Genomic DNA, 17,420 nt, shown 5'->3' on the forward strand with positions numbered 1-17,420 from the left:
TTAACCGCGGGACGCGCTGGCGTCCTGCGTCAATCCAACCCTGAGCAATTTACCGTTAGCCTCATCCGTCAGTAAATAGAGATAGCCATCGGGCCCCTGTCGAACATCGCGGATGCGCTCATTGCGCCCGTCCAGCAACCGTTGTTCTTCGACGACCTTCTCGCCGTTGATATGCAACCGAATCAGGTTCTTCTCTTTCAGCGCACCAATAAACAACGAATTTTTCCACTGTGGAAAACGTGCGCTGTTATAAAACGCCATACCGCTGATCGCTGGCGAGACTTTCCAGTAAAACGCCGGCTGTTCCGTGCCTGTCACATGCGTGCCTTTAGATTCCGGCACCTTACTGCCATTGTAATCAATGCCGTAGGTTGCCAGCGGCCAGCCGTAATTTTTGCCCTTCTGAATAATATTTACCTCATCGCCGCCGCGGGGACCATGCTCACTTTCCCACATCATCTGAGTCCAGGGATTCAGTGCCAGCCCCTGAGGATTGCGTAAACCATAGGCCCAGATTTCGGGGCGCGCGCCGGGTTTATTGACGAAGGGGTTATCGTTTGGCACACTGCCGTCCGCGTTCAGGCGCAGCAGTTTACCCTGAAGTTTATCGAGGTCCTGTGCGGCACTGCTGACAAAGTTGTCGCCAAAGGCAATCCATAAAAAGCCCTGGCGATCAAAGGCCAGCCGGGTCCCGATGTTGTTACCGCTTGAGAGGCGCGGCGTTTGCTGAATCACTTCATGAAAATCGGTTAACTGGCGGTTATCAGGGCTGAGTTTGCCGTAGCCCACCACGGCGCCGGCCTTGCCGTTGCTGTCCGCTTCGGTATAGCTGAGCCAGACGCGGCGGCTCTGGGCAAAATCAGGGGCCAACACCACGTCCAGCAGTCCGCTTTGACGCTGCGCCCAGACCTTTGGCACGCCCTGAATCGGTTCGGACAAGCCGCTGTCAGGCCGCCAGCTGCGCAGTTGGCCGGATCGTTCAGTAATCAGCAACGTCTGATTGTCGGGCAAAAACGCCACAGACCAGGGATGATCCAGCTTATCCTGAAGCACCTCAACCTTGAGGTCACTCGCCCACAGCGGGCTGGAAAAGAGTAATGCGCCACTCAATAACAACGGGGTCGGAATACGAACCATAGTCTTCTCCTGACAGCGTGCAGTGCTGTTAAGCGTAGTCAGACCGTCTGGAATGCAGTAAAGGATTTACAAAAGATTGAACAAGGCGTTGGCAGCAGGATGGGCAATAGCATGCGCTGGGAAAACCGACCGAAAAGGGATCGTGAAGAGATAAAAAGAGACCGCCCGAAAAGTGATCGTGGAGAGAAGAGACCGCCCGCAGTAAGATAGCGGGCGGAAGCGGTTATTCGAAAAAGGTATCGGGATTTTCCGCCAGGGAAATAAACTCTTTACCGCCTGGGGTCAGCGCCAGAATCGTACCACTTTCAATATCGTACACCCAGCCGTGCAGGCGCAGCTTGCCCTGACGTAACCCGACCGAGACTGACGGGTGGGTTTTCATGTTGTTCAACTGGGCAATCACGTTTTCCTGCACCATTTCGTTGAGCTTCTTCTCAGGCGAATCGTATTCACGCTGCTCAACCACCGCTTTTGCCGCATCGGCATAACGCAGCCAGTGCTCGACGGCTGGCATCGAATCCATGCAGGCACAGGAGGCGATGGCGTTCATCGCACCACAGTTTGAGTGACCACAGATAATGATGTCAGAAACCCCTAGCGCCATTACGGCATACTCAATTGTCGCTGACACGCCGCCCGGTTCCGGACCAAAAGAGGGCACAATGTTGCCCGCATTACGGATGACGAACAGCTGTCCGGGTTCCTGCTGAGTAACGAGTTCCGGCACCAGACGGCTGTCTGAGCAAGAGATAAACAGCGCTTTTGGATTCTGATTGGATGCCAGACTTTTAAAAAGCGCCTTTCTTTCGGGAAAGACTGTCTGCTGAAAACTCAGAAACCCGTTGATGATCTCTTTCATTATTTTGCTCTCACATTGTCCACATCATGATCTGAAGAAACGACGCCTTCAGTACTGGTTAAGCGATTCATTATTAATGAAAACAAGCAAATATCAACGTTGAATGTGACCAAAATCGCTGTCGCAACGTCAAAGAAGTGAAATATTTTCCCACCTGATTATTCGGTGTTTATTAGAAATTCTTTTATACAACGGTGAGTTACTGACTTTCGGTTGCCCTCGTGTTCTGCCGTTCACCCCGTGGCGATGGGGGCAGACCTTTACGGGTTTTTGCGTTACTTTACGCTTAATTAATCCCTTACAGATAACGCTACAATTTTCATCACAACACAGGTAAAATCGCGCGCCATTGCTGTGCTGAACCGGAAACCACCTTATGTCCACTACCAATACACTGCCGCCGCGCGTCGGATTTGTCTCGCTCGGCTGTCCAAAAAACCTTGTTGACTCAGAGCGCATCCTGACGGAACTGCGCACCGAGGGTTATGAGGTGGTACCACGCTATGACGATGCTGAAATCGTTATTGTTAACACCTGCGGATTTATCGACAGCGCCGTCCAGGAATCTCTGGAAGCGATCGGTGAAGCCCTGAACGAAAACGGCAAGGTCATCGTGACCGGCTGTCTGGGCGCCAAAGTCGATCAGATTCGTGAGGTGCATCCGAAGGTGCTGGAGATTACGGGCCCACACAGCTACGAACAGGTGCTGTCGCATGTGCATCGCTACGTGCCTAAGCCGCAGCACAACCCGTTCCTGAGCCTGGTGCCGGAACAGGGCGTGAAGCTGACGCCGCGCCATTACGCCTACCTGAAGATTTCTGAAGGCTGTAACCATCGCTGCACCTTCTGCATTATTCCTTCAATGCGTGGCGATCTCGACAGCCGTGCCATTGGTGAAGTACTGGATGAAGCGAAACGTCTGGTTGAAGCCGGCGTGAAAGAGTTGCTGGTGATTTCGCAGGATACCTCGGCCTACGGCGTGGACGTCAAGCACCGGACGGGCTTCTGGAACGGTGCGCCGGTAAAAACCAGCATGGTCAGCCTGTGTGAGCAGCTAGCCAAACTCGGCGTGTGGGTCCGCCTGCATTACGTCTATCCGTATCCCCACGTTGATGACGTTATTCCGCTGATGGCTGAAGGCAAAATTCTGCCGTATCTGGATATCCCGTTACAGCATGCCAGCCCACGCATTCTTAAACTGATGAAACGTCCTGGCGCAGTAGAACGGACGCTGGAGCGCATTAAGCGCTGGCGTGAAATCTGCCCTGAGTTAACCCTGCGCTCGACCTTTATCGTTGGCTTCCCCGGTGAAACCGAAGAGGACTTCCAGATGCTGCTGGACTTCATTAAAGAAGCCCGTCTGGATCGCGTAGGCTGTTTCCAGTACAGCCCGGTCGAAGGGGCGACGGCGAACCAGTTGCCCGATCCGGTTGATGAAGCCGTTAAGCAAGAGCGTTACGACCGCTTTATGCAGTTACAGCAGCAGATCTCTGCTGAACGCCTGCAGGAAAAAGTGGGACGCGAGATTATGGTCATCATTGATGAGGTCGATGAAGAAGGTGCGATTGGTCGTAGCATGGCTGATGCGCCGGAAATCGACGGCGCCGTTTACCTGAACGGCGAGAGCAACGTTAAGCCGGGTGATGTCCTGCGCGTGAAGGTGGAACACGCAGACGAATACGATTTGTGGGCCAGCCGCGCTTAACCGTACTTCTGCTGGTGCGCTTTTTTGCGCGCCAGGTAGTCATCATCAGCACGTAACTTGTCCCAATATGCTTTGAAAATGGCCGCAGCAGCGGCCTTTTCTTCATCCCTGCCCCAGGGCAATTCCTTGCCCTGGGCATCGTATTTCCGTCCGCCCTTGTGGTTGCTGTAGCGACGCGCGCGGGTATAACCCATCTGGATAAATTTGCGTGCCATGTCCATGCCGACAAAATCATCCTGCTGACGATAGGCTTCGAACAACGCCATGATTTCTTCTGCTGAAGCTTTGGCAACCTCAACGGTACGAAAACGCCAGTGCGGTAAGATCTCGCCCTTATAAGGCTGAACCATGAGCACGCCCTGCTCTCCGCGCCCCACCTGATAACGCTCAGGCTGCTTGCGAAAATCGATGGTGCTGAAGTCCTGGTCATAATCAAAAGGTTTCATGTCTTAAGTTTAGGATCAAGTGCGTCACGTAGCCCGTCGCCAAGCAAATTAAAGGCTAAAACCGTAAAAAAAATGGCCAGCGCCGGAAAAATCGCCACATGCGGCGCAATGACCATATCCGCCCGCGCTTCGTTGAGCATGGCACCCCACTCCGGCGTGGGCGGCTGCGCGCCCAGTCCCAAAAATGACAGGCTTGCCGCCGTGATAATCGAGGTACCGATGCGCATAGTAAAGTACACCACAATAGACGATACCGTCCCTGGCAACAGGTGGCGCAGGATAATCGTCCAGTCGGATGCCCCGATGCTGCGTGCAGACTCAATATAGGTTTGATGTTTCAGCACCAGCGTATTGCCGCGCACCAGACGGGCAAACGCCGGAATGCTGAAGATCGCCACAGCGATAATCACGTTGCTGATACCGGTGCCCATAATGGCCACCACGGCAATGGCGAGCAGAATACCGGGAAAGGCAAACAGGACGTCACAAACGCGCATGGTTATCCTGTCCCACCAGCCTTCGTAGTAGCCCGCCAGCAGGCCCGCCAGGGTGCCGATACACGCGCCAATTGCCACGGAGACAAAACCGGCAATCAGCGAAATTCGGGTGCCCACGAGTACGCGGCTGAAAATATCGCGGCCCAGTGAGTCCACGCCAAACCAGTGCATCAGGGACGGCCCGTCGTTCAGGCGGTCATAGTCAAAATAATTTTCAGCGTCGAACGGCGCAATGGCCGGTGCCGTGAATGCCAACACAATCAGCATCAGCACGAAGAGACCGGCCAGCAACGCCACGGGCTGATGGCGAAAGCGCCGCCAGAACTCACGCCACGGTGTTCTCACCCGGTTGCCGTTTAACAGCGGCATACTTTTTAATGCCGCTTCCCGTCGCCAGTTTTTCATCAGGTGTCCTTAAAGCGAATCGCCGGGTTAATGACGGCATATAACATATCGACAAACAGGTTAATCAGGATAAACTCCAGCGAAAACAGCAGCACCTCCGCCTGAATGACCGGATAGTCACGCATCTGCACTGAATCCACCAGCAGGCGCCCCAGTCCTGGCCAGTTGAACACCACCTCCACCACAATCGACCCGCCCAGCAGGAAACCAAACTGCAGGCCCATCATGGTCACTACCGGAATCATGGCATTCCGTAATCCGTGTTTAATCACCACGCCGGATTCACGCACGCCTTTCGCGCGCGCGGTGCGCATGTAATCTTCCTGCATCACCTCAACAAAAGAGGCCCGGGTAAAACGCGCCATGACGGCGGCGACGGCCGCCCCCAGGGTAACGGAAGGCAAAATGTAGTGCTGCCAGCTATCGGCTCCCACCGTGGGGAGCCAACCCAACTGGACAGAAAACACCTGCATCAGCAGCATGCCAAGGGCAAACGCCGGAAAGGAAATGCCCGAAACCGCCAGCGTCATGCCCAGGCGGTCCGGCCAGCGATTGCGCCACACCGCAGAAACAATGCCAACCGCCATTCCCAGGATCACCGCCCATACCATACTGACTAAGGTCAGCCATAAAGTTGGCATAAAGCGGGTGGCGATTTCCTGTGAAACCGGCCGCCTCGACACCAGCGACTGGCCAAAATCCCCCTGTAGGGCGTTGACGACAAAGTGCCAGAACTGCAATGGCAGCGGTTGATCCAGCCCCAACTCCTGGCGTACCAGCGCGACGACGGAGGCATCGGCTTCCTGGCCGGCAATCAGGCGTGCGGGATCCCCTGGCAGTAAGTGCACAAACATAAACACCAGCACCGCCACGATAAACAGCGTGGGAATCAGGCCCAGCAGTCGTTTCAGAAAATAGTTAAACATGTCAGATCCTACACAGCCGCCAGCCGTCGCGGCTGGCCTGCCCGCCCGCTTCAGCTCACACTGTAAAAGCGGGCATTACACGGCCCGATCAGGTTTCGCTGTGGGCCGTGCCCCCTCGCGTCAACCTGAACGGGTCCGCCGGGTTACTTCAGCTCGGCATCGTCAAAACTGAATGAGGTATCCGGCATCATATAAAAGCCGCTCAGGTTTTTGCTGTGGGCTGAAACCAACTGCTCCACCACCAGTGGAATCCAGGGATGATCGTTCCAGATAGTATCCTGCGCATCTTTGTAGAGTTCGGCTTTTTGCTTGCTGTCGGTGGTTTTCAATGCATAGGCCAGATCCTTATCGACTTTCGGATTGCTGTAGAAGGCAGTATTAAAGATCGCTGGCGGCCAGGCGGTCGTGGCAAACAGCGGCGTTAATGCCCAGTCAGCTTCCCCGGTGGACGCAGACCAGCCGGTATAAAACATGCGTACGCCGCTCTCTTTCTGACCTTTGCCTTCCACTTCCGCCGCGCGCTGTCCCGCATCCATGGCGGTAACCTTCACCTTAACGCCCACCTGTGCCAGCTGCTGCTGCACAAACTGCAGAACTTTCTGTGCCGTACTGTGGTTGTGAGAGGACCAGAGCGTGGTTTCAAACCCGTTTGGATAGCCGGCTTCTTTCAGCAACGCTTTTGCTTTGGCAGGATCATAGGGAATGGGCGGATAGGTTTGAGCGTACTCAATCGATGGCGGCACAATACCCGTAGCCGGTGTGGCATAACCGGCAAACGCGACTTTGACCAGGGCCTGACGATTAATCGCGTATTCCAGCGCCTCACGCACCTTTGGATTATCGAAAGGCTTTTGTGTCACGTTCAGGCTGATATAGCGCTGCATGATCGAAGGCGAGACCACCACGTCAAGCTTGCTGTTTTTCTCCAGCAGTTTGGCCTGTTCGTAGGGCACCGGGAAAGCAAAGTTCGCCTCGCCCGTTTGCAGCATGGCCGCACGGGTGTTGTTATCCACCACCGGACGCCACGTAATACTGTCGAGTTTTGGATAGCCCTTCTTCCAGTAGCCATCCCATTTTTTTACCTTAACGAAGTCGGTCTGGTTCCAGGTAACGAATTCAAACGGCCCGGTTCCCACCGGATGGAACCCGATCTCCTTACCATATTTTTTCAACGCAGCGGGCGAGATCATCGCGGCGGCCGGGTGCGCCAGGATGTTGATAAAGGCCGAGAAAGGCTGTTTGAGCGTGATTTTCACCGTCACAGGATCGACGGCTTCCGTGCTGGCGATATATTTGAACAGGTTATAGCGTTTCAGATGATTATCGGGATTACTGGCGCGGTCGAGGTTGGCTTTTACCGCCTCGGCATTAAAGTCGGTGCCATCCTGAAACTTCACGCCGGCGTGCAGTTTAATCGTATAGGTCAGACCATCCTCGCTCACCTGGTAGCTGTCGGCCAGCACGTTGATGCGCTTCATGTCTTTATCAAAGCCGAACAGCCCCTGATAGAACGACTTTGCGACCGCCTGCGACAGCGTATCGTTAGCGTCGTAGGGATCGAGGGTAGTGAAATTAGAGGCCACGGCAATGACCGCATCCTGTGCGGCCCAGGCAGGTAACGCCATTGCACTGCTGAGTACGCCCGCTGCCAGTAAGCCTTTTCGCATCGTTATCTGCATTGTCTTCTCCTTGTTATCCCTGTCTGATTTGTCGCCGTAGCGACGGCTGAGTTATTCAGGTCGCGCGCTGGCGTGACGTGCCACGAAATGGCCGGGCGCGACTTCCATCAGCGAAACCGTTTCGGGTTCGTCGCCCAGTGAACGAATTGGGCTGGGGATCTCATCGACCAACAAACTGCGCTCGCGCTGCCGCTGCGACGGATCGGCAATCGGCACGGCGGCCATAAGCTTTTTGGTGTAAGGATGCTGCGGGCGTTCAAACACCGCCTGACGCGGCCCCATCTCGACGATTTGTCCAAGATACATCACCGCAACACGATGGCTGATGCGCTCAACGACCGCCATGTCATGGGAAATAAACAAAAATGCGATGCCAAACTCGCGCTGTAAATCCAGCATCAGGTTAATAATCTGTGCCTGAATGGACACATCCAGCGCCGAAACCGACTCATCGGCAATCACCACTTTCGGGTTCAGCGCCAGCGCCCGCGCAATGCAAATGCGCTGCCGCTGGCCGCCGGAGAACTCATGGGGATAGCGCCTTGCATGCTCCGGCAATAACCCGACCTTTTCCAGCAACCACGCGACGCGCTGCTCTGCTTCATGGCGCGGCATCACCTTGTGGATCAGCAGTGGCTCCATAACAGAGAAGCCGACGGTCAGGCGAGGATCCAGCGACGCATAGGGATCCTGAAAAATAAACTGAATATCGCGCCGCAGATGGGCCAGGGCAGGACCGGAGAGATCGTTTATGCGCTGACCGTTAAAGGTGATGCTGCCGCCCTGGCTGGCGACCAGCTTTAGCAGCGAACGCCCGGTGGTGGATTTTCCGCATCCGGACTCCCCCACCAGCGCCAGCGTTTCACCTGCGTAGAGATCAAAACTGACATTCTCGACCGCGTGTACCCGACTTTTCACCCGGTTAAATAACCCTGAGCGGATATCAAACCGTGTGACCAGATTGCGTACCTGTAAAATCGGTGGCCGATCGTGGCGTACGGTATTCTGTGGTATTGCCGGTTCGTCATCGCGGTCAATTAGCGGGAACCTGGCGGGCAGCGGCTGGCCCTGCATGGCACCCAGCGCCGGTACGGCGGCCAGTAAGGCGCGCGTGTAAGCCTGACGTGGCGCACTGAACAGCTGAGCCGTTTCGGCATTTTCCACCACTTCGCCACGGTACATCACCTGTACCCGATCAGCCATTTCAGCCACCACGCCCATATCGTGAGTGATAAATATCACCCCCATCTGCATTTCTTTTTGCAGCTCGCGAATCAGTTGCAGAATCTGCGCCTGAATCGTCACGTCAAGCGCGGTGGTGGGTTCATCTGCAATCAACAGCGCAGGTTGACATGACAGCGCCATGGCAATCATTACGCGCTGACGCATACCGCCCGAGAGCTGGTGGGGGAAGCGGCGCAGGATCTTTTGCGCATCGGGAATACGTACCCTGTCGAGCATTCGACGCGCTTCTGCCAGCGCCCCGGCGTGGGATTGGCCTTGATGAAGACGAATGGATTCGGCAATCTGCTCACCAACAGAGAACACCGGATTGAGCGACGTCATGGGTTCCTGGAAGATCATCGCTACATCGGCCCCGCGCACCTGCCGCATCTGACCGCGCGGCATGCGCATCAGATCCCGTACCTCGCCGTTACGACCGCGCAACAGGATCTCGCCGCTGACGTCTCCGCCGGCCTGCTCAATCAGGCGCATCAACGCCAGCGAGGTCACTGACTTGCCCGAACCAGACTCGCCCACCAGGGCCAGGGTTTTACCCCGGTAGACGTCAAGGGAAAGATGGCGCACAGCCTGGGTGACGACGCCATCGTTTTCAAAACGCACGTTAAGATCGCGTACGGCCAGCACCTGCTCGTCGGTCAATACTGTTGTGCCAGACAGGCTGCTGTGGAGGGCCTCACGATTAGCTTTCACGGTAAATTGCCACCTCTGCGGCCTCATCTGTGCGGGCATAAGCCCGGTACATGCCTTCGCTGTTGAAAGGCAGTGCGACGTTGCCCTCACGATCAACCGCAATCAGCCCGCCGCTGCCGCCTAACTCCAGCACGCTATCGTGAATAACATTCACGCTGGCCTGTTGTAAGGTACGTCCACCGTAGCGCATCTGCGCCGCCACATCGTAAGCGGCCAGCGTGCGGATAAACACTTCTCCGGTGCCGGTACAGGACACCGCAACGCTGTCGTTGCTGGCATAGCAACCTGCACCGGGTAGAGGCGAGTCGCCAATGCGGCCAACCTGTTTATTGGTCATTCCGCCGGTAGAGGTGGCGGCGGCGAGATTGCCGGCGTTGTCCAGCGCAACCGCGCCCACCGTGCCGAACTTACGGTCCGGATCAAGGGGATCGCCGCCCTGGGCCGCACCATCATGGTCTAACAGCGCGGTATCGCTGCCGAGCGCGCGCTGCAGTTGCTCCCAACGTTCAGGCGTAGAAAAGAATTCAGGTTCAACCTGCTCAAGGCCTTGTGCCAGGGCAAACGCTTCAGCGCCCTCGCCCGCTAACAACACGTGCGGGCTGTTTTCCAACAGCGCGCGGGCCGCCAGCACCGGATTGCGTATACGCGATACGCCCGCCACTGCGCCAGCCTGTAATGTCCGGCCATCCATGATGCAGGCATCCAGTTCATGGGTGCCCTGCCGCGTAAACACCGCGCCTTTACCTGCATTGAATAACGGGCACTCCTCAAGCCTGCGCACCGCCTCAGTCACCGTATCCAGCGCAGAAGCCCCCTGAGCCAGCATGCTCTGCCCGTGCGTCACAATGTCGTAAAGCGCCTGTCGGTATGCCTGCTCTTTTTCCGCGCTCATGGCGGCGCGGGTAATTGCCCCCGCACCGCCATGAATGGCAATCGCTGCTTTAGCCATACTGCGTTACCCTGTGGTTGCATCAGAAGGAAAAACACTGATTTTGAATGGTTTTAAGTCGGTTTAGACCATTTTTGAATATAGAAAGCCCGCTATGGGTTGTAAAGCGGAAACTGACAATGTGCTAATAACCTTTCGTTGTGGCTTATGCCGATGTGACTCTGAAGGGAAAAGTCACCATAATAGACAGCCCTTGCAACAGACAGGCTGAGAATAGAATGGAAAGCTTTACTGCCGGACTGATTTCCCTTGAGGACGCGCAACAAAAGATGCTGGCGTCGCTAACGCCCATCACAGACTCGCTTGAGCTGAGCCTGCCAGAGGCGGCCGGGCGCATTACTGCCTGCGCGGTCACTTCACCGATCGATGTTCCCCCTTTCAACAACTCGGCGATGGATGGTTACGCCGTCAGGCTGGCTGATATTGTGAGTAACCAGCCTCTGCCGGTTGCGGGTAAAGCCTTTGCCGGGGCCCCGTTTAGCGGTGAATGGCCGGCGGGTAGCGTGATCAGAATAATGACGGGCGCACCTGTACCTGCCGGTTGTGACGCGGTCGTTATGCAGGAGGAAACCCGTCTGCAGGATGAGAAGGTGATTATCACCGCCCCGGTCAACGCCGGACAAAATATCCGGCTGACGGGCGACGATATTCGGGCCGGCCATCAGGTGCTGGCGGCGGGCGTGCGTCTGGGTGCTGCCGAACTGCCCTTGCTGGCCTCGCTGGGGATCGCGACCGTGCGGGTGCTGCGTAAACTGCGCGTCGCGATTTTTTCCACCGGCGACGAACTTCAGCCTGTGGGCCAGCCGTTAGCGGCGGGGCAAATCTATGATACCAACCGTTTTGCGATTTCGCTGATGCTGCACAAGCTGGGATGCGAGGTTATCGATCTGGGCATTATCAAAGACGATCCTGCTGCACTGCGTGCGGCCTTTACCGAAGCCGATCGCCAGGCTGATGTAGTCATCAGTACCGGCGGCGTTTCGGTGGGCGAAGCCGATTTCACCAAAACGATGCTGGAAGAACTCGGCGTGATTCGCTTCTGGAAGCTGGCGATGAAACCCGGTAAACCTTTTGCTTTTGGTCGTCTGGCGAACAGCTGGTTCTGCGGCTTACCCGGAAATCCGGTTTCTGCCGTAGTGACCTTCTATCAACTGGTGCAGCCGCTGCTGTCCACCCTGACGGGACAAACGGCTGCCGCGCTGCCGCCCCGCCAGCGCGTACGCACGGCAACCGCGTTGAAAAAATCGCCTGGCCGGCTGGATTTCCAGCGTGGCGTTCTGCGGCAAAACAGCCAGGGTGAACCCGAGGTTGTCAGCACCGGCGCACAGGGCTCCCATGTCTACAGCTCTTTTTCTCAGGCCAACTGCTTCATTGTGCTGGAACGCGATCGCGGCCCTGTTAAAGCAGGTGAGTGGGTGGATGTCGAACCCTTTAATACGCTGCTGGAGGGGTAAATGCTGCCCGAACTGAGCCACGAAGAGATGCTGCGCTACAACCGACAGATTGTATTGCGTGGTTTTGACTTTGACGGTCAGGAAACATTGAAAGCCAGTCATGTGCTGGTTGTCGGGCTGGGCGGTTTAGGCTGTGCGGCCTCGCCCTATCTGGCGGCAGCGGGCGTCGGCAATCTTACGCTGGTGGACTTTGATACGGTCTCACTTTCTAATCTGCAGCGACAGATTTTGCATTACGATGCCGATATTGGCCGCGCCAAGGTGGAATCCGCGCGCGAAACGCTGGCCGCCATTAATCCTCACTGCCGGTTACAGGCTGTGCAGGGTCAACTGGACGATGAGGCGCTCAACGCCCTGATTGCCCGGCAGCAGGTGGTGGTGGACTGCACGGACAATGTGGCGGTGCGCGAGCAAATTAACCGGTTATGCTACCAGTTGAAAGTGCCGCTGGTCTCAGGCGCGGCGATTCGTATGGAGGGCCAGCTCAGCGTATTTGACTGGCAACCCGATACGCCTTGTTATCGCTGCATCAGCCGGCTGTTTGCCGCCCAGGTTCTGAGCTGTGTGGAGGCCGGCGTAATGGCGCCGCTGGTGGGCGTCGTCGGCGCCATGCAGGCGATGGAAACTCTCAAGCTGCTGACGCACTTCGGCTCACCGGCGCGCTCGCGTTTGCTGATGTACGATGCGCTGAGCGCGGAGTTCCGTACCCTGAAGGTCGCGCAGGATCCCCATTGTGAAGTCTGCGGTCATCATGATTGAGGCGTTAATTGACAGGATTCATGTGTGGTCAGGTAAAGAAAGGATTTTAAGCCGGATCGTCGCAGACAATCCACCCTGACGCACAGACCCAAACGATAACGGGGTAGCCATCGCTACCCCGTTGTTTTTAGACGATGCCCTGGCTACGCAGGTAATCTTCGTAATTACCGGTGAAGTCCACAATGCGATCGGCTTTGATTTCCATCACTCGCGTCGCCAGTGAACTAACGAACTCACGGTCATGAGAGACAAAAATCAGCGTACCTTCATACATTTCCAGCGCCATGTTTAATGACTCAATGGATTCCATATCAAGGTGGTTTGTCGGCTCATCCATAATCAGGATGTTGGGCTTTTCCATCATCAGCTTGCCAAACAGCATCCGACCTTTTTCCCCACCCGACAGCACCTTAGCCGGTTTTTTAATATCGTCCTGTGAAAACAGGAGGCGACCAAGAATGCCACGCACGGCCTGTTCATCATCGCCCTGCTGTTTCCACTGGCTCATCCAGTCGAATACCGTCAGGTCGTTAGCAAAATCGTCAGCATGATCCTGGGCATAATAACCAATCTTCGCGTTTTCAGACCATTTAACGCTGCCGCTTTCCGGCGTCAGTTCTCCCACCAGCGTTTTTAACAGCGTGGATTTACCAATACCGTTAGCGCCGAGGATCGCCAGTTTTTCGCCCACTTCCAGCAACAGATTTAAATTTTTAAACAGCGGACCGTTATCAAACCCTTTCGTCAACGCTTCGACTTCCAGCGCATTACGGAACAGTTTTTTATCCTGTTCGAATCGAATATACGGGTTCTGACGACTGGAGGCTTTTACCTCTTCCAGCTTTATTTTGTCCATCTGTTTCGCACGCGATGTCGCCTGACGTGATTTAGAGGCATTAGCACTAAAACGGCTGACAAAGGATTGCAGATCGGCAATTTGTGCTTTTTTCTTGGCGTTATCCGATAACAGTCGCTCACGCGCCTGGGTGGCAGCGGTCATATATTCATCATAATTACCAGAATAAACACGCAGTTCGCCGTAGTCCAAATCAGCCATGTGGGTACAGACCATATTGAGGAAGTGACGGTCGTGCGAAATGATAATCATGGTGCTGTCGCGTTCGTTGAGTACCTGCTCCAGCCAGCGAATAGTATCGATATCCAGGTTGTTGGTCGGTTCGTCCAGCAGCAAAATATCCGGGTTGGAAAACAATGCCTGAGCCAGAAGAACACGTAATTTAAAACCCGGGGCAATTTCGCTCATTGGGCCATAATGCTGCTCTACCGGAATACCGACGCCCAGTAATAATTCACCGGCGCGCGGTTCAGCGCTGTAGCCATCCATTTCACCATACAGCACTTCAAGGTCGGCCACTTTGTAGCCTTCCTCTTCTGTCATTTCAGGTAAGGAATAAATACGGTCACGTTCCTGCTTCACTTCCCATAATTCATGGTGCCCCATGATGACCGTGTCTAACACGCTATATTCTTCGAAGGCGAACTGATCCTGACGTAATTTACCAATACGTTCATTAGGATCGTAAGAGACGTTGCCGCCTGATGGCACCAAATCGCCACCCAAAATCTTCATGAAGGTGGATTTTCCGCTGCCGTTCGCACCGATTAAACCGTAACGATTACCGCCGCCAAATTTTACGGAGATATTTTCGAACAGTGGCTTGCTGCCAAACTGCATGGTGATATTGCTGCTAACTAACACGGCGTTGACCTTAGTGAAGAGAGTGGATGGAAAAACGGCGGCTATTATGCCAGATGTGACGTAGCGCACGCCAGTCTCCGGCAAGGATTGCCTGAGTGTGCCTTGAAAACGCGCAACTTTTAATTATCGTCCTGCACGGTTTCCTGCTGCTGGCGCGCAGGTCTCATCGGGTTGCCGCGCATGCCAAAGCCGCTGCCGTCACGCACGACGGGATTAATTAACGGGTGGAGATAGTAAACAGGGAAAACGGCATGCAGGTTTTTTTAAATAAAAAAAGCCGGGGACATAAATGCACCCGGCTACCGCTTACAAGGATTGTGTCGATTAATCGATCAGGAAACTGTCCAGGCTTTTACCTTCATCCAGCGCTTTTTTAATCGCTGCTGGGGTGCGGCCCTGGCCGGTCCATGATTTTTTCTCGCCGTTTTCGTCGGTGTAAGAATATTTAGCCGGACGCGGCGCACGCTTAGTGCGTTTTTTACCCTGCTCCAGGGCACCTAATAATTCATTAGGATCGATGCCGTCAGCCAGCAACATTTCGCGATATTTAGATAACTTCTCTTCTTTTTCACGATTCTGCTGCTCTTCAGCGTGAGCTTCTTCACGGCGTTCAGTCACAACGACGGTCAATTTCTCAAGAATCTCTTCCAGATCGCTCAGTGGCAGTTCACGAGCCTGGGCACGTAATGTGCGAATGTTGTTTAGAACTTTAAATGCGTCACTCATCACAATATCCTTGATTAAGGGGGTTTAATTAAACTGTAGCGACAAGACTACCTAATTCAAATAAAAAAATAAATTAATTTATTACTCCAGATAATTCCGAGTGTTTTTTAAATGGCCGTGAAGTATTCAGAATCCTTATGTGGAGAGATTATTAACCACTAATTAACACTAAACACCTGCTATCCTTGCACAATGTAAACGATTTCATTGATTACGCATGCTGCATGAATCCACGCCAAAACTTTATAACGCTCCGGTCGATTATTTTATCGTCTTTAAAAAATTTGCATTAAATTCGCTGCCTTCCCGTCTGTTTTTCTCACCACGGCCGCTATCCACTCACAAAATTAACCTGCATATAACGGCAAAGTTGTCCGGTTACCCGGGACAATATCGGGATGCTTTTTTATCATTCCGGCGTTTGTATCGCGCATTCCCGCGTTTCTCTGACGTAAAAAAATACGCCGCGCGTTAACAGACCCGGTGAGTGCGACGTCGGCGAGGACGTGATTCCTTTCCTTAACGTCGGGCGTAAAAGATAAATAGCGGCGCGTTGTTGGGCGGCGAGTTCGACAGCGTGACATGAGGCGTTTGATGATTTTTATTTGACGATAAAACGCATAAATAATAAATCATGGGTATCAGTAGAGCGGCTTGTCAGGCCGCGCCCTTTTAACAAGGGTGCGGCCTCAACGGTTAGTTCACCTGCGTGGCGGGACCAAATACATCGTACTGCGGCAACTGCACGTTCTGGTAGGTCTCCCAGCCGCCCCCTAAGGCTTTATACAGGGCGACGAGATCCAGCCCGCTTTGCATACGTGCCTGGGTCGCCTGTTCCTGCGCCTGCGCCAGCTGACGCTGTGCATCCAGCACCTCGAGGAAAGTGGATAATCCCTGACGATAACTGTCACTGGCCAGATCGAAGGTACGCTGCAGCGCGCCAGTCGTTTCATCCAGCGCCGTTACCCGTTGCTGATCGGCACGGTAACTGACCAGGGCATTTTCCACATCCTGCAGGGCAGTGAGCACCGTCTGACGGTAGTTCAGGGCCGCGCTGGCCTGTTGCGCCCGCGCCAGCCTGACGCTGGAAACCAGCCTTCCGCCCTGGAAGATGGGAATAGATAACGACGGTCCCACGCTGTAGAAATGACTGCTCCAGTTATCAAGATAGCTGACGTCAGTGTTACGCACGCCCAACTGACCGGTCAGCGACAGGCTGGGGAACAGCTGCGCAACAGACACGCCAATCTCGGCGGTCTGTGCATGCAGTGTGGCTTCTGCCTGACGAATATCCGGACGACGTCGCGCCAGCGTGGAAGGAATGCCCACAGAAACAAACGCAGGCAGTGCAGGCAGTGCTTTCGGCTCGCTTAACTCGGCATCCAGCGCGCCCGGCGTTTTGCCCAACAGCACGGCCAGCCCGTTCATCGCCTGACGCGTTTGTGCCTGATACTGCGGCAGCTGCGCCTGCAGACTGCTTAACTGCGCGCGGGCATTTTCAACATTCGTGACTGGCGCTAAGCCGTTGCGCTGTTGGCTTTCTGTCAGTTGCCAGGTCTGATCCGCCACCGCAATCTGTTGTTGTAACGTTTTTACCGTTGCCTGCGCGCCTCGCAGCTGTAACCACGCGCGCACCACTTCCGCCTCAAGCGACACCAGCGCGTCGTTGCGCTGCTCAATCGCCGCCTGCTGTTGGGCATTTGCTGACTCGATCTGGCGGCGCACCTTGCCCCACAGATCCAGTTCCCAACTGGCATCGAAACTGCCCTGATACAGCGTGACCGGCTGTGTCAGGCCGTTCAGCTGGCTGGCGACATTACTGTCGAGCTGGTCGGCACCGTTGGCTTTCAGTAGCCCTTCCAGGCCAAGCTGCTGGCGGGTGACTTTGGCTGAACCGTTAAGGCTGGGAAACAACCCGCCCTGCGCCTGAGATAACTGCTCACGCGCCCCGGCAATGCGCAATACTGCCTGTTGTAATGAGAGGTTACCTTCGATGGCGCGCGCAATCAGGCTATCGAGCTGAGGATCCCCGAAATTGCGCCACCAGCGCGAATCCACCGCTGACGTTTGCGGCCTTGAGGTTTCCTGTGAATCCAGGGCGTGATAGCTGCCCGGAAGTTGGGGCTTTGGCGCCTGGTAGTCCGGGCCAACGCTGCAGCCCGCCAGGGCGAATAACAGCATCAGGTTGAGTGGATTCAGGCGATGCGTAGTCATAACTTTCAT

General features: G+C 55.0%; 15 protein-coding genes. 4 read left to right on the forward strand and 11 right to left on the reverse strand.

Annotation, left to right across the window (positions count from 1 at the left end; translation table 11 throughout):
* Together GKC68_RS15205 and GKC68_RS15210 are read right to left on the reverse strand one after the other, a co-directional pair.
* Positions 1 to 1,137 carry a PQQ-dependent sugar dehydrogenase gene (locus GKC68_RS15205; RefSeq protein WP_047715508.1) on the reverse strand — a complete coding sequence of 379 codons (1,137 nt, stop codon included), beginning with the start codon at positions 1,135 to 1,137 and terminating at the stop codon, positions 1 to 3.
* A 223-nt stretch (positions 1,138 to 1,360) separates the two neighbouring features.
* A complete protein-coding gene (locus tag GKC68_RS15210) occupies positions 1,361 to 1,996 on the reverse strand; it encodes a carbonic anhydrase (RefSeq protein ID WP_028723739.1) in 636 nt (211 codons plus the stop codon).
* A gap of 376 nt (positions 1,997 to 2,372) precedes the next feature.
* Between GKC68_RS15210 and rimO the strand changes: the two genes are divergently transcribed.
* The gene (gene rimO / locus GKC68_RS15215; RefSeq protein ID WP_013025189.1) at positions 2,373 to 3,701 is read left to right on the forward strand and encodes a 30S ribosomal protein S12 methylthiotransferase RimO; all 1,329 of its coding nucleotides are present in this window, start codon (positions 2,373 to 2,375) and stop codon (positions 3,699 to 3,701) included.
* Here rimO and GKC68_RS15220 read toward each other — a convergent pair.
* The 6 genes from GKC68_RS15220 to GKC68_RS15245 all read right to left on the reverse strand — a co-directional run bounded on the left by GKC68_RS15220 (position 3,698) and on the right by GKC68_RS15245 (position 10,538).
* Entirely contained in the window at positions 3,698 to 4,147 is a 450-nt protein-coding gene (locus GKC68_RS15220) for a DUF4385 domain-containing protein (RefSeq protein WP_014593286.1), read from the reverse strand. The two genes, rimO and GKC68_RS15220, sit on opposite strands and share 4 nt — an antisense overlap.
* Positions 4,144 to 5,049, reverse strand: coding sequence for a glutathione ABC transporter permease GsiD (gsiD, locus tag GKC68_RS15225; RefSeq protein WP_028723740.1), 906 nt, complete (start codon positions 5,047 to 5,049; stop codon positions 4,144 to 4,146). Before gsiD ends, GKC68_RS15220 begins: the two co-directional genes overlap by 4 nt.
* On the reverse strand, positions 5,049 to 5,975 hold the full coding sequence (gene gsiC, locus GKC68_RS15230) for a glutathione ABC transporter permease GsiC (RefSeq protein ID WP_028723741.1): 927 nt from the start codon (positions 5,973 to 5,975) through the stop codon (positions 5,049 to 5,051). The genes gsiD and gsiC overlap by 1 nt, the downstream gene beginning before the upstream one ends.
* Positions 5,976 to 6,118: 143 nt before the next feature.
* Positions 6,119 to 7,654, reverse strand: coding sequence for a glutathione ABC transporter substrate-binding protein GsiB (gene gsiB / locus GKC68_RS15235; protein WP_028723742.1), 1,536 nt, complete (start codon positions 7,652 to 7,654; stop codon positions 6,119 to 6,121).
* Between the two features lie 51 nt (positions 7,655 to 7,705).
* The gene (locus GKC68_RS15240) at positions 7,706 to 9,628 is read right to left on the reverse strand and encodes a dipeptide ABC transporter ATP-binding protein (protein ID WP_342656304.1); all 1,923 of its coding nucleotides are present in this window, start codon (positions 9,626 to 9,628) and stop codon (positions 7,706 to 7,708) included.
* Positions 9,579 to 10,538, reverse strand: coding sequence for an isoaspartyl peptidase/L-asparaginase (locus tag GKC68_RS15245; protein ID WP_028723744.1), 960 nt, complete (start codon positions 10,536 to 10,538; stop codon positions 9,579 to 9,581). The genes GKC68_RS15240 and GKC68_RS15245 overlap by 50 nt, the downstream gene beginning before the upstream one ends.
* 218 nt (positions 10,539 to 10,756) lie before the next feature.
* On the opposite strand from GKC68_RS15245, the gene moeA reads away from it, so the two are divergent.
* Positions 10,757 to 11,992, forward strand: a complete 1,236-nt coding sequence (gene moeA / locus GKC68_RS15250) for a molybdopterin molybdotransferase MoeA (RefSeq protein WP_047715502.1) — start codon at positions 10,757 to 10,759, stop codon at positions 11,990 to 11,992.
* Positions 11,993 to 12,751, forward strand: a complete 759-nt coding sequence (moeB, locus tag GKC68_RS15255) for a molybdopterin-synthase adenylyltransferase MoeB (protein WP_342656305.1) — start codon at positions 11,993 to 11,995, stop codon at positions 12,749 to 12,751.
* 127 nt (positions 12,752 to 12,878) lie between these two features.
* Here the strand turns inward: moeB and GKC68_RS15260 are convergent, their stop codons facing one another.
* Positions 12,879 to 14,471 carry an ABC-F family ATPase gene (locus GKC68_RS15260; RefSeq protein ID WP_014606233.1) on the reverse strand — a complete coding sequence of 531 codons (1,593 nt, stop codon included), beginning with the start codon at positions 14,469 to 14,471 and terminating at the stop codon, positions 12,879 to 12,881.
* Positions 14,472 to 14,566: 95 nt separating this feature from the next.
* Between GKC68_RS15260 and GKC68_RS15265 the strand changes: the two genes are divergently transcribed.
* The gene (locus tag GKC68_RS15265; RefSeq protein WP_263775278.1) at positions 14,567 to 14,692 is read left to right on the forward strand and encodes a hypothetical protein; all 126 of its coding nucleotides are present in this window, start codon (positions 14,567 to 14,569) and stop codon (positions 14,690 to 14,692) included.
* A gap of 103 nt (positions 14,693 to 14,795) precedes the next feature.
* Here the strand turns inward: GKC68_RS15265 and GKC68_RS15270 are convergent, their stop codons facing one another.
* Positions 14,796 to 15,197, reverse strand: a complete 402-nt coding sequence (locus GKC68_RS15270) for an H-NS family nucleoid-associated regulatory protein (protein ID WP_014606234.1) — start codon at positions 15,195 to 15,197, stop codon at positions 14,796 to 14,798.
* Positions 15,198 to 15,893: 696 nt separating this feature from the next.
* Positions 15,894 to 17,420 carry an efflux transporter outer membrane subunit gene (locus GKC68_RS15275; RefSeq protein ID WP_110956808.1) on the reverse strand — a complete coding sequence of 509 codons (1,527 nt, stop codon included), beginning with the start codon at positions 17,418 to 17,420 and terminating at the stop codon, positions 15,894 to 15,896.

Source organism: Pantoea sp. RSPAM1, assembly GCF_038816185.1.
GTDB classification, from domain to species: Bacteria; Pseudomonadota; Gammaproteobacteria; order Enterobacterales; family Enterobacteriaceae; genus Pantoea; species Pantoea ananatis.

Bases quoted from the DNA above. Each gene is read 5' to 3' on its own strand.
- GKC68_RS15205 (WP_047715508.1), bottom strand. From the start codon at position 1,137: ATGGTTCGTATTCCGACCCCGTTGTTATTGAGTGGCGCATTACTCTTT.
- GKC68_RS15210 (WP_028723739.1), bottom strand. From the start codon at position 1,996: ATGAAAGAGATCATCAACGGGTTTCTGAGTTTTCAGCAGACAGTCTTT.
- rimO (WP_013025189.1), top strand. From the start codon at position 2,373: ATGTCCACTACCAATACACTGCCGCCGCGCGTCGGATTTGTCTCGCTC.
- GKC68_RS15220 (WP_014593286.1), bottom strand. From the start codon at position 4,147: ATGAAACCTTTTGATTATGACCAGGACTTCAGCACCATCGATTTTCGC.
- gsiD (WP_028723740.1), bottom strand. From the start codon at position 5,049: ATGAAAAACTGGCGACGGGAAGCGGCATTAAAAAGTATGCCGCTGTTA.
- gsiC (WP_028723741.1), bottom strand. From the start codon at position 5,975: ATGTTTAACTATTTTCTGAAACGACTGCTGGGCCTGATTCCCACGCTG.
- gsiB (WP_028723742.1), bottom strand. From the start codon at position 7,654: ATGCAGATAACGATGCGAAAAGGCTTACTGGCAGCGGGCGTACTCAGC.
- GKC68_RS15240 (WP_342656304.1), bottom strand. From the start codon at position 9,628: ATGCCCGCACAGATGAGGCCGCAGAGGTGGCAATTTACCGTGAAAGCT.
- GKC68_RS15245 (WP_028723744.1), bottom strand. From the start codon at position 10,538: ATGGCTAAAGCAGCGATTGCCATTCATGGCGGTGCGGGGGCAATTACC.
- moeA (WP_047715502.1), top strand. From the start codon at position 10,757: ATGGAAAGCTTTACTGCCGGACTGATTTCCCTTGAGGACGCGCAACAA.
- moeB (WP_342656305.1), top strand. From the start codon at position 11,993: ATGCTGCCCGAACTGAGCCACGAAGAGATGCTGCGCTACAACCGACAG.
- GKC68_RS15270 (WP_014606234.1), bottom strand. From the start codon at position 15,197: ATGAGTGACGCATTTAAAGTTCTAAACAACATTCGCACATTACGTGCC.
- GKC68_RS15275 (WP_110956808.1), bottom strand. From the start codon at position 17,420: ATGAAAGTTATGACTACGCATCGCCTGAATCCACTCAACCTGATGCTG.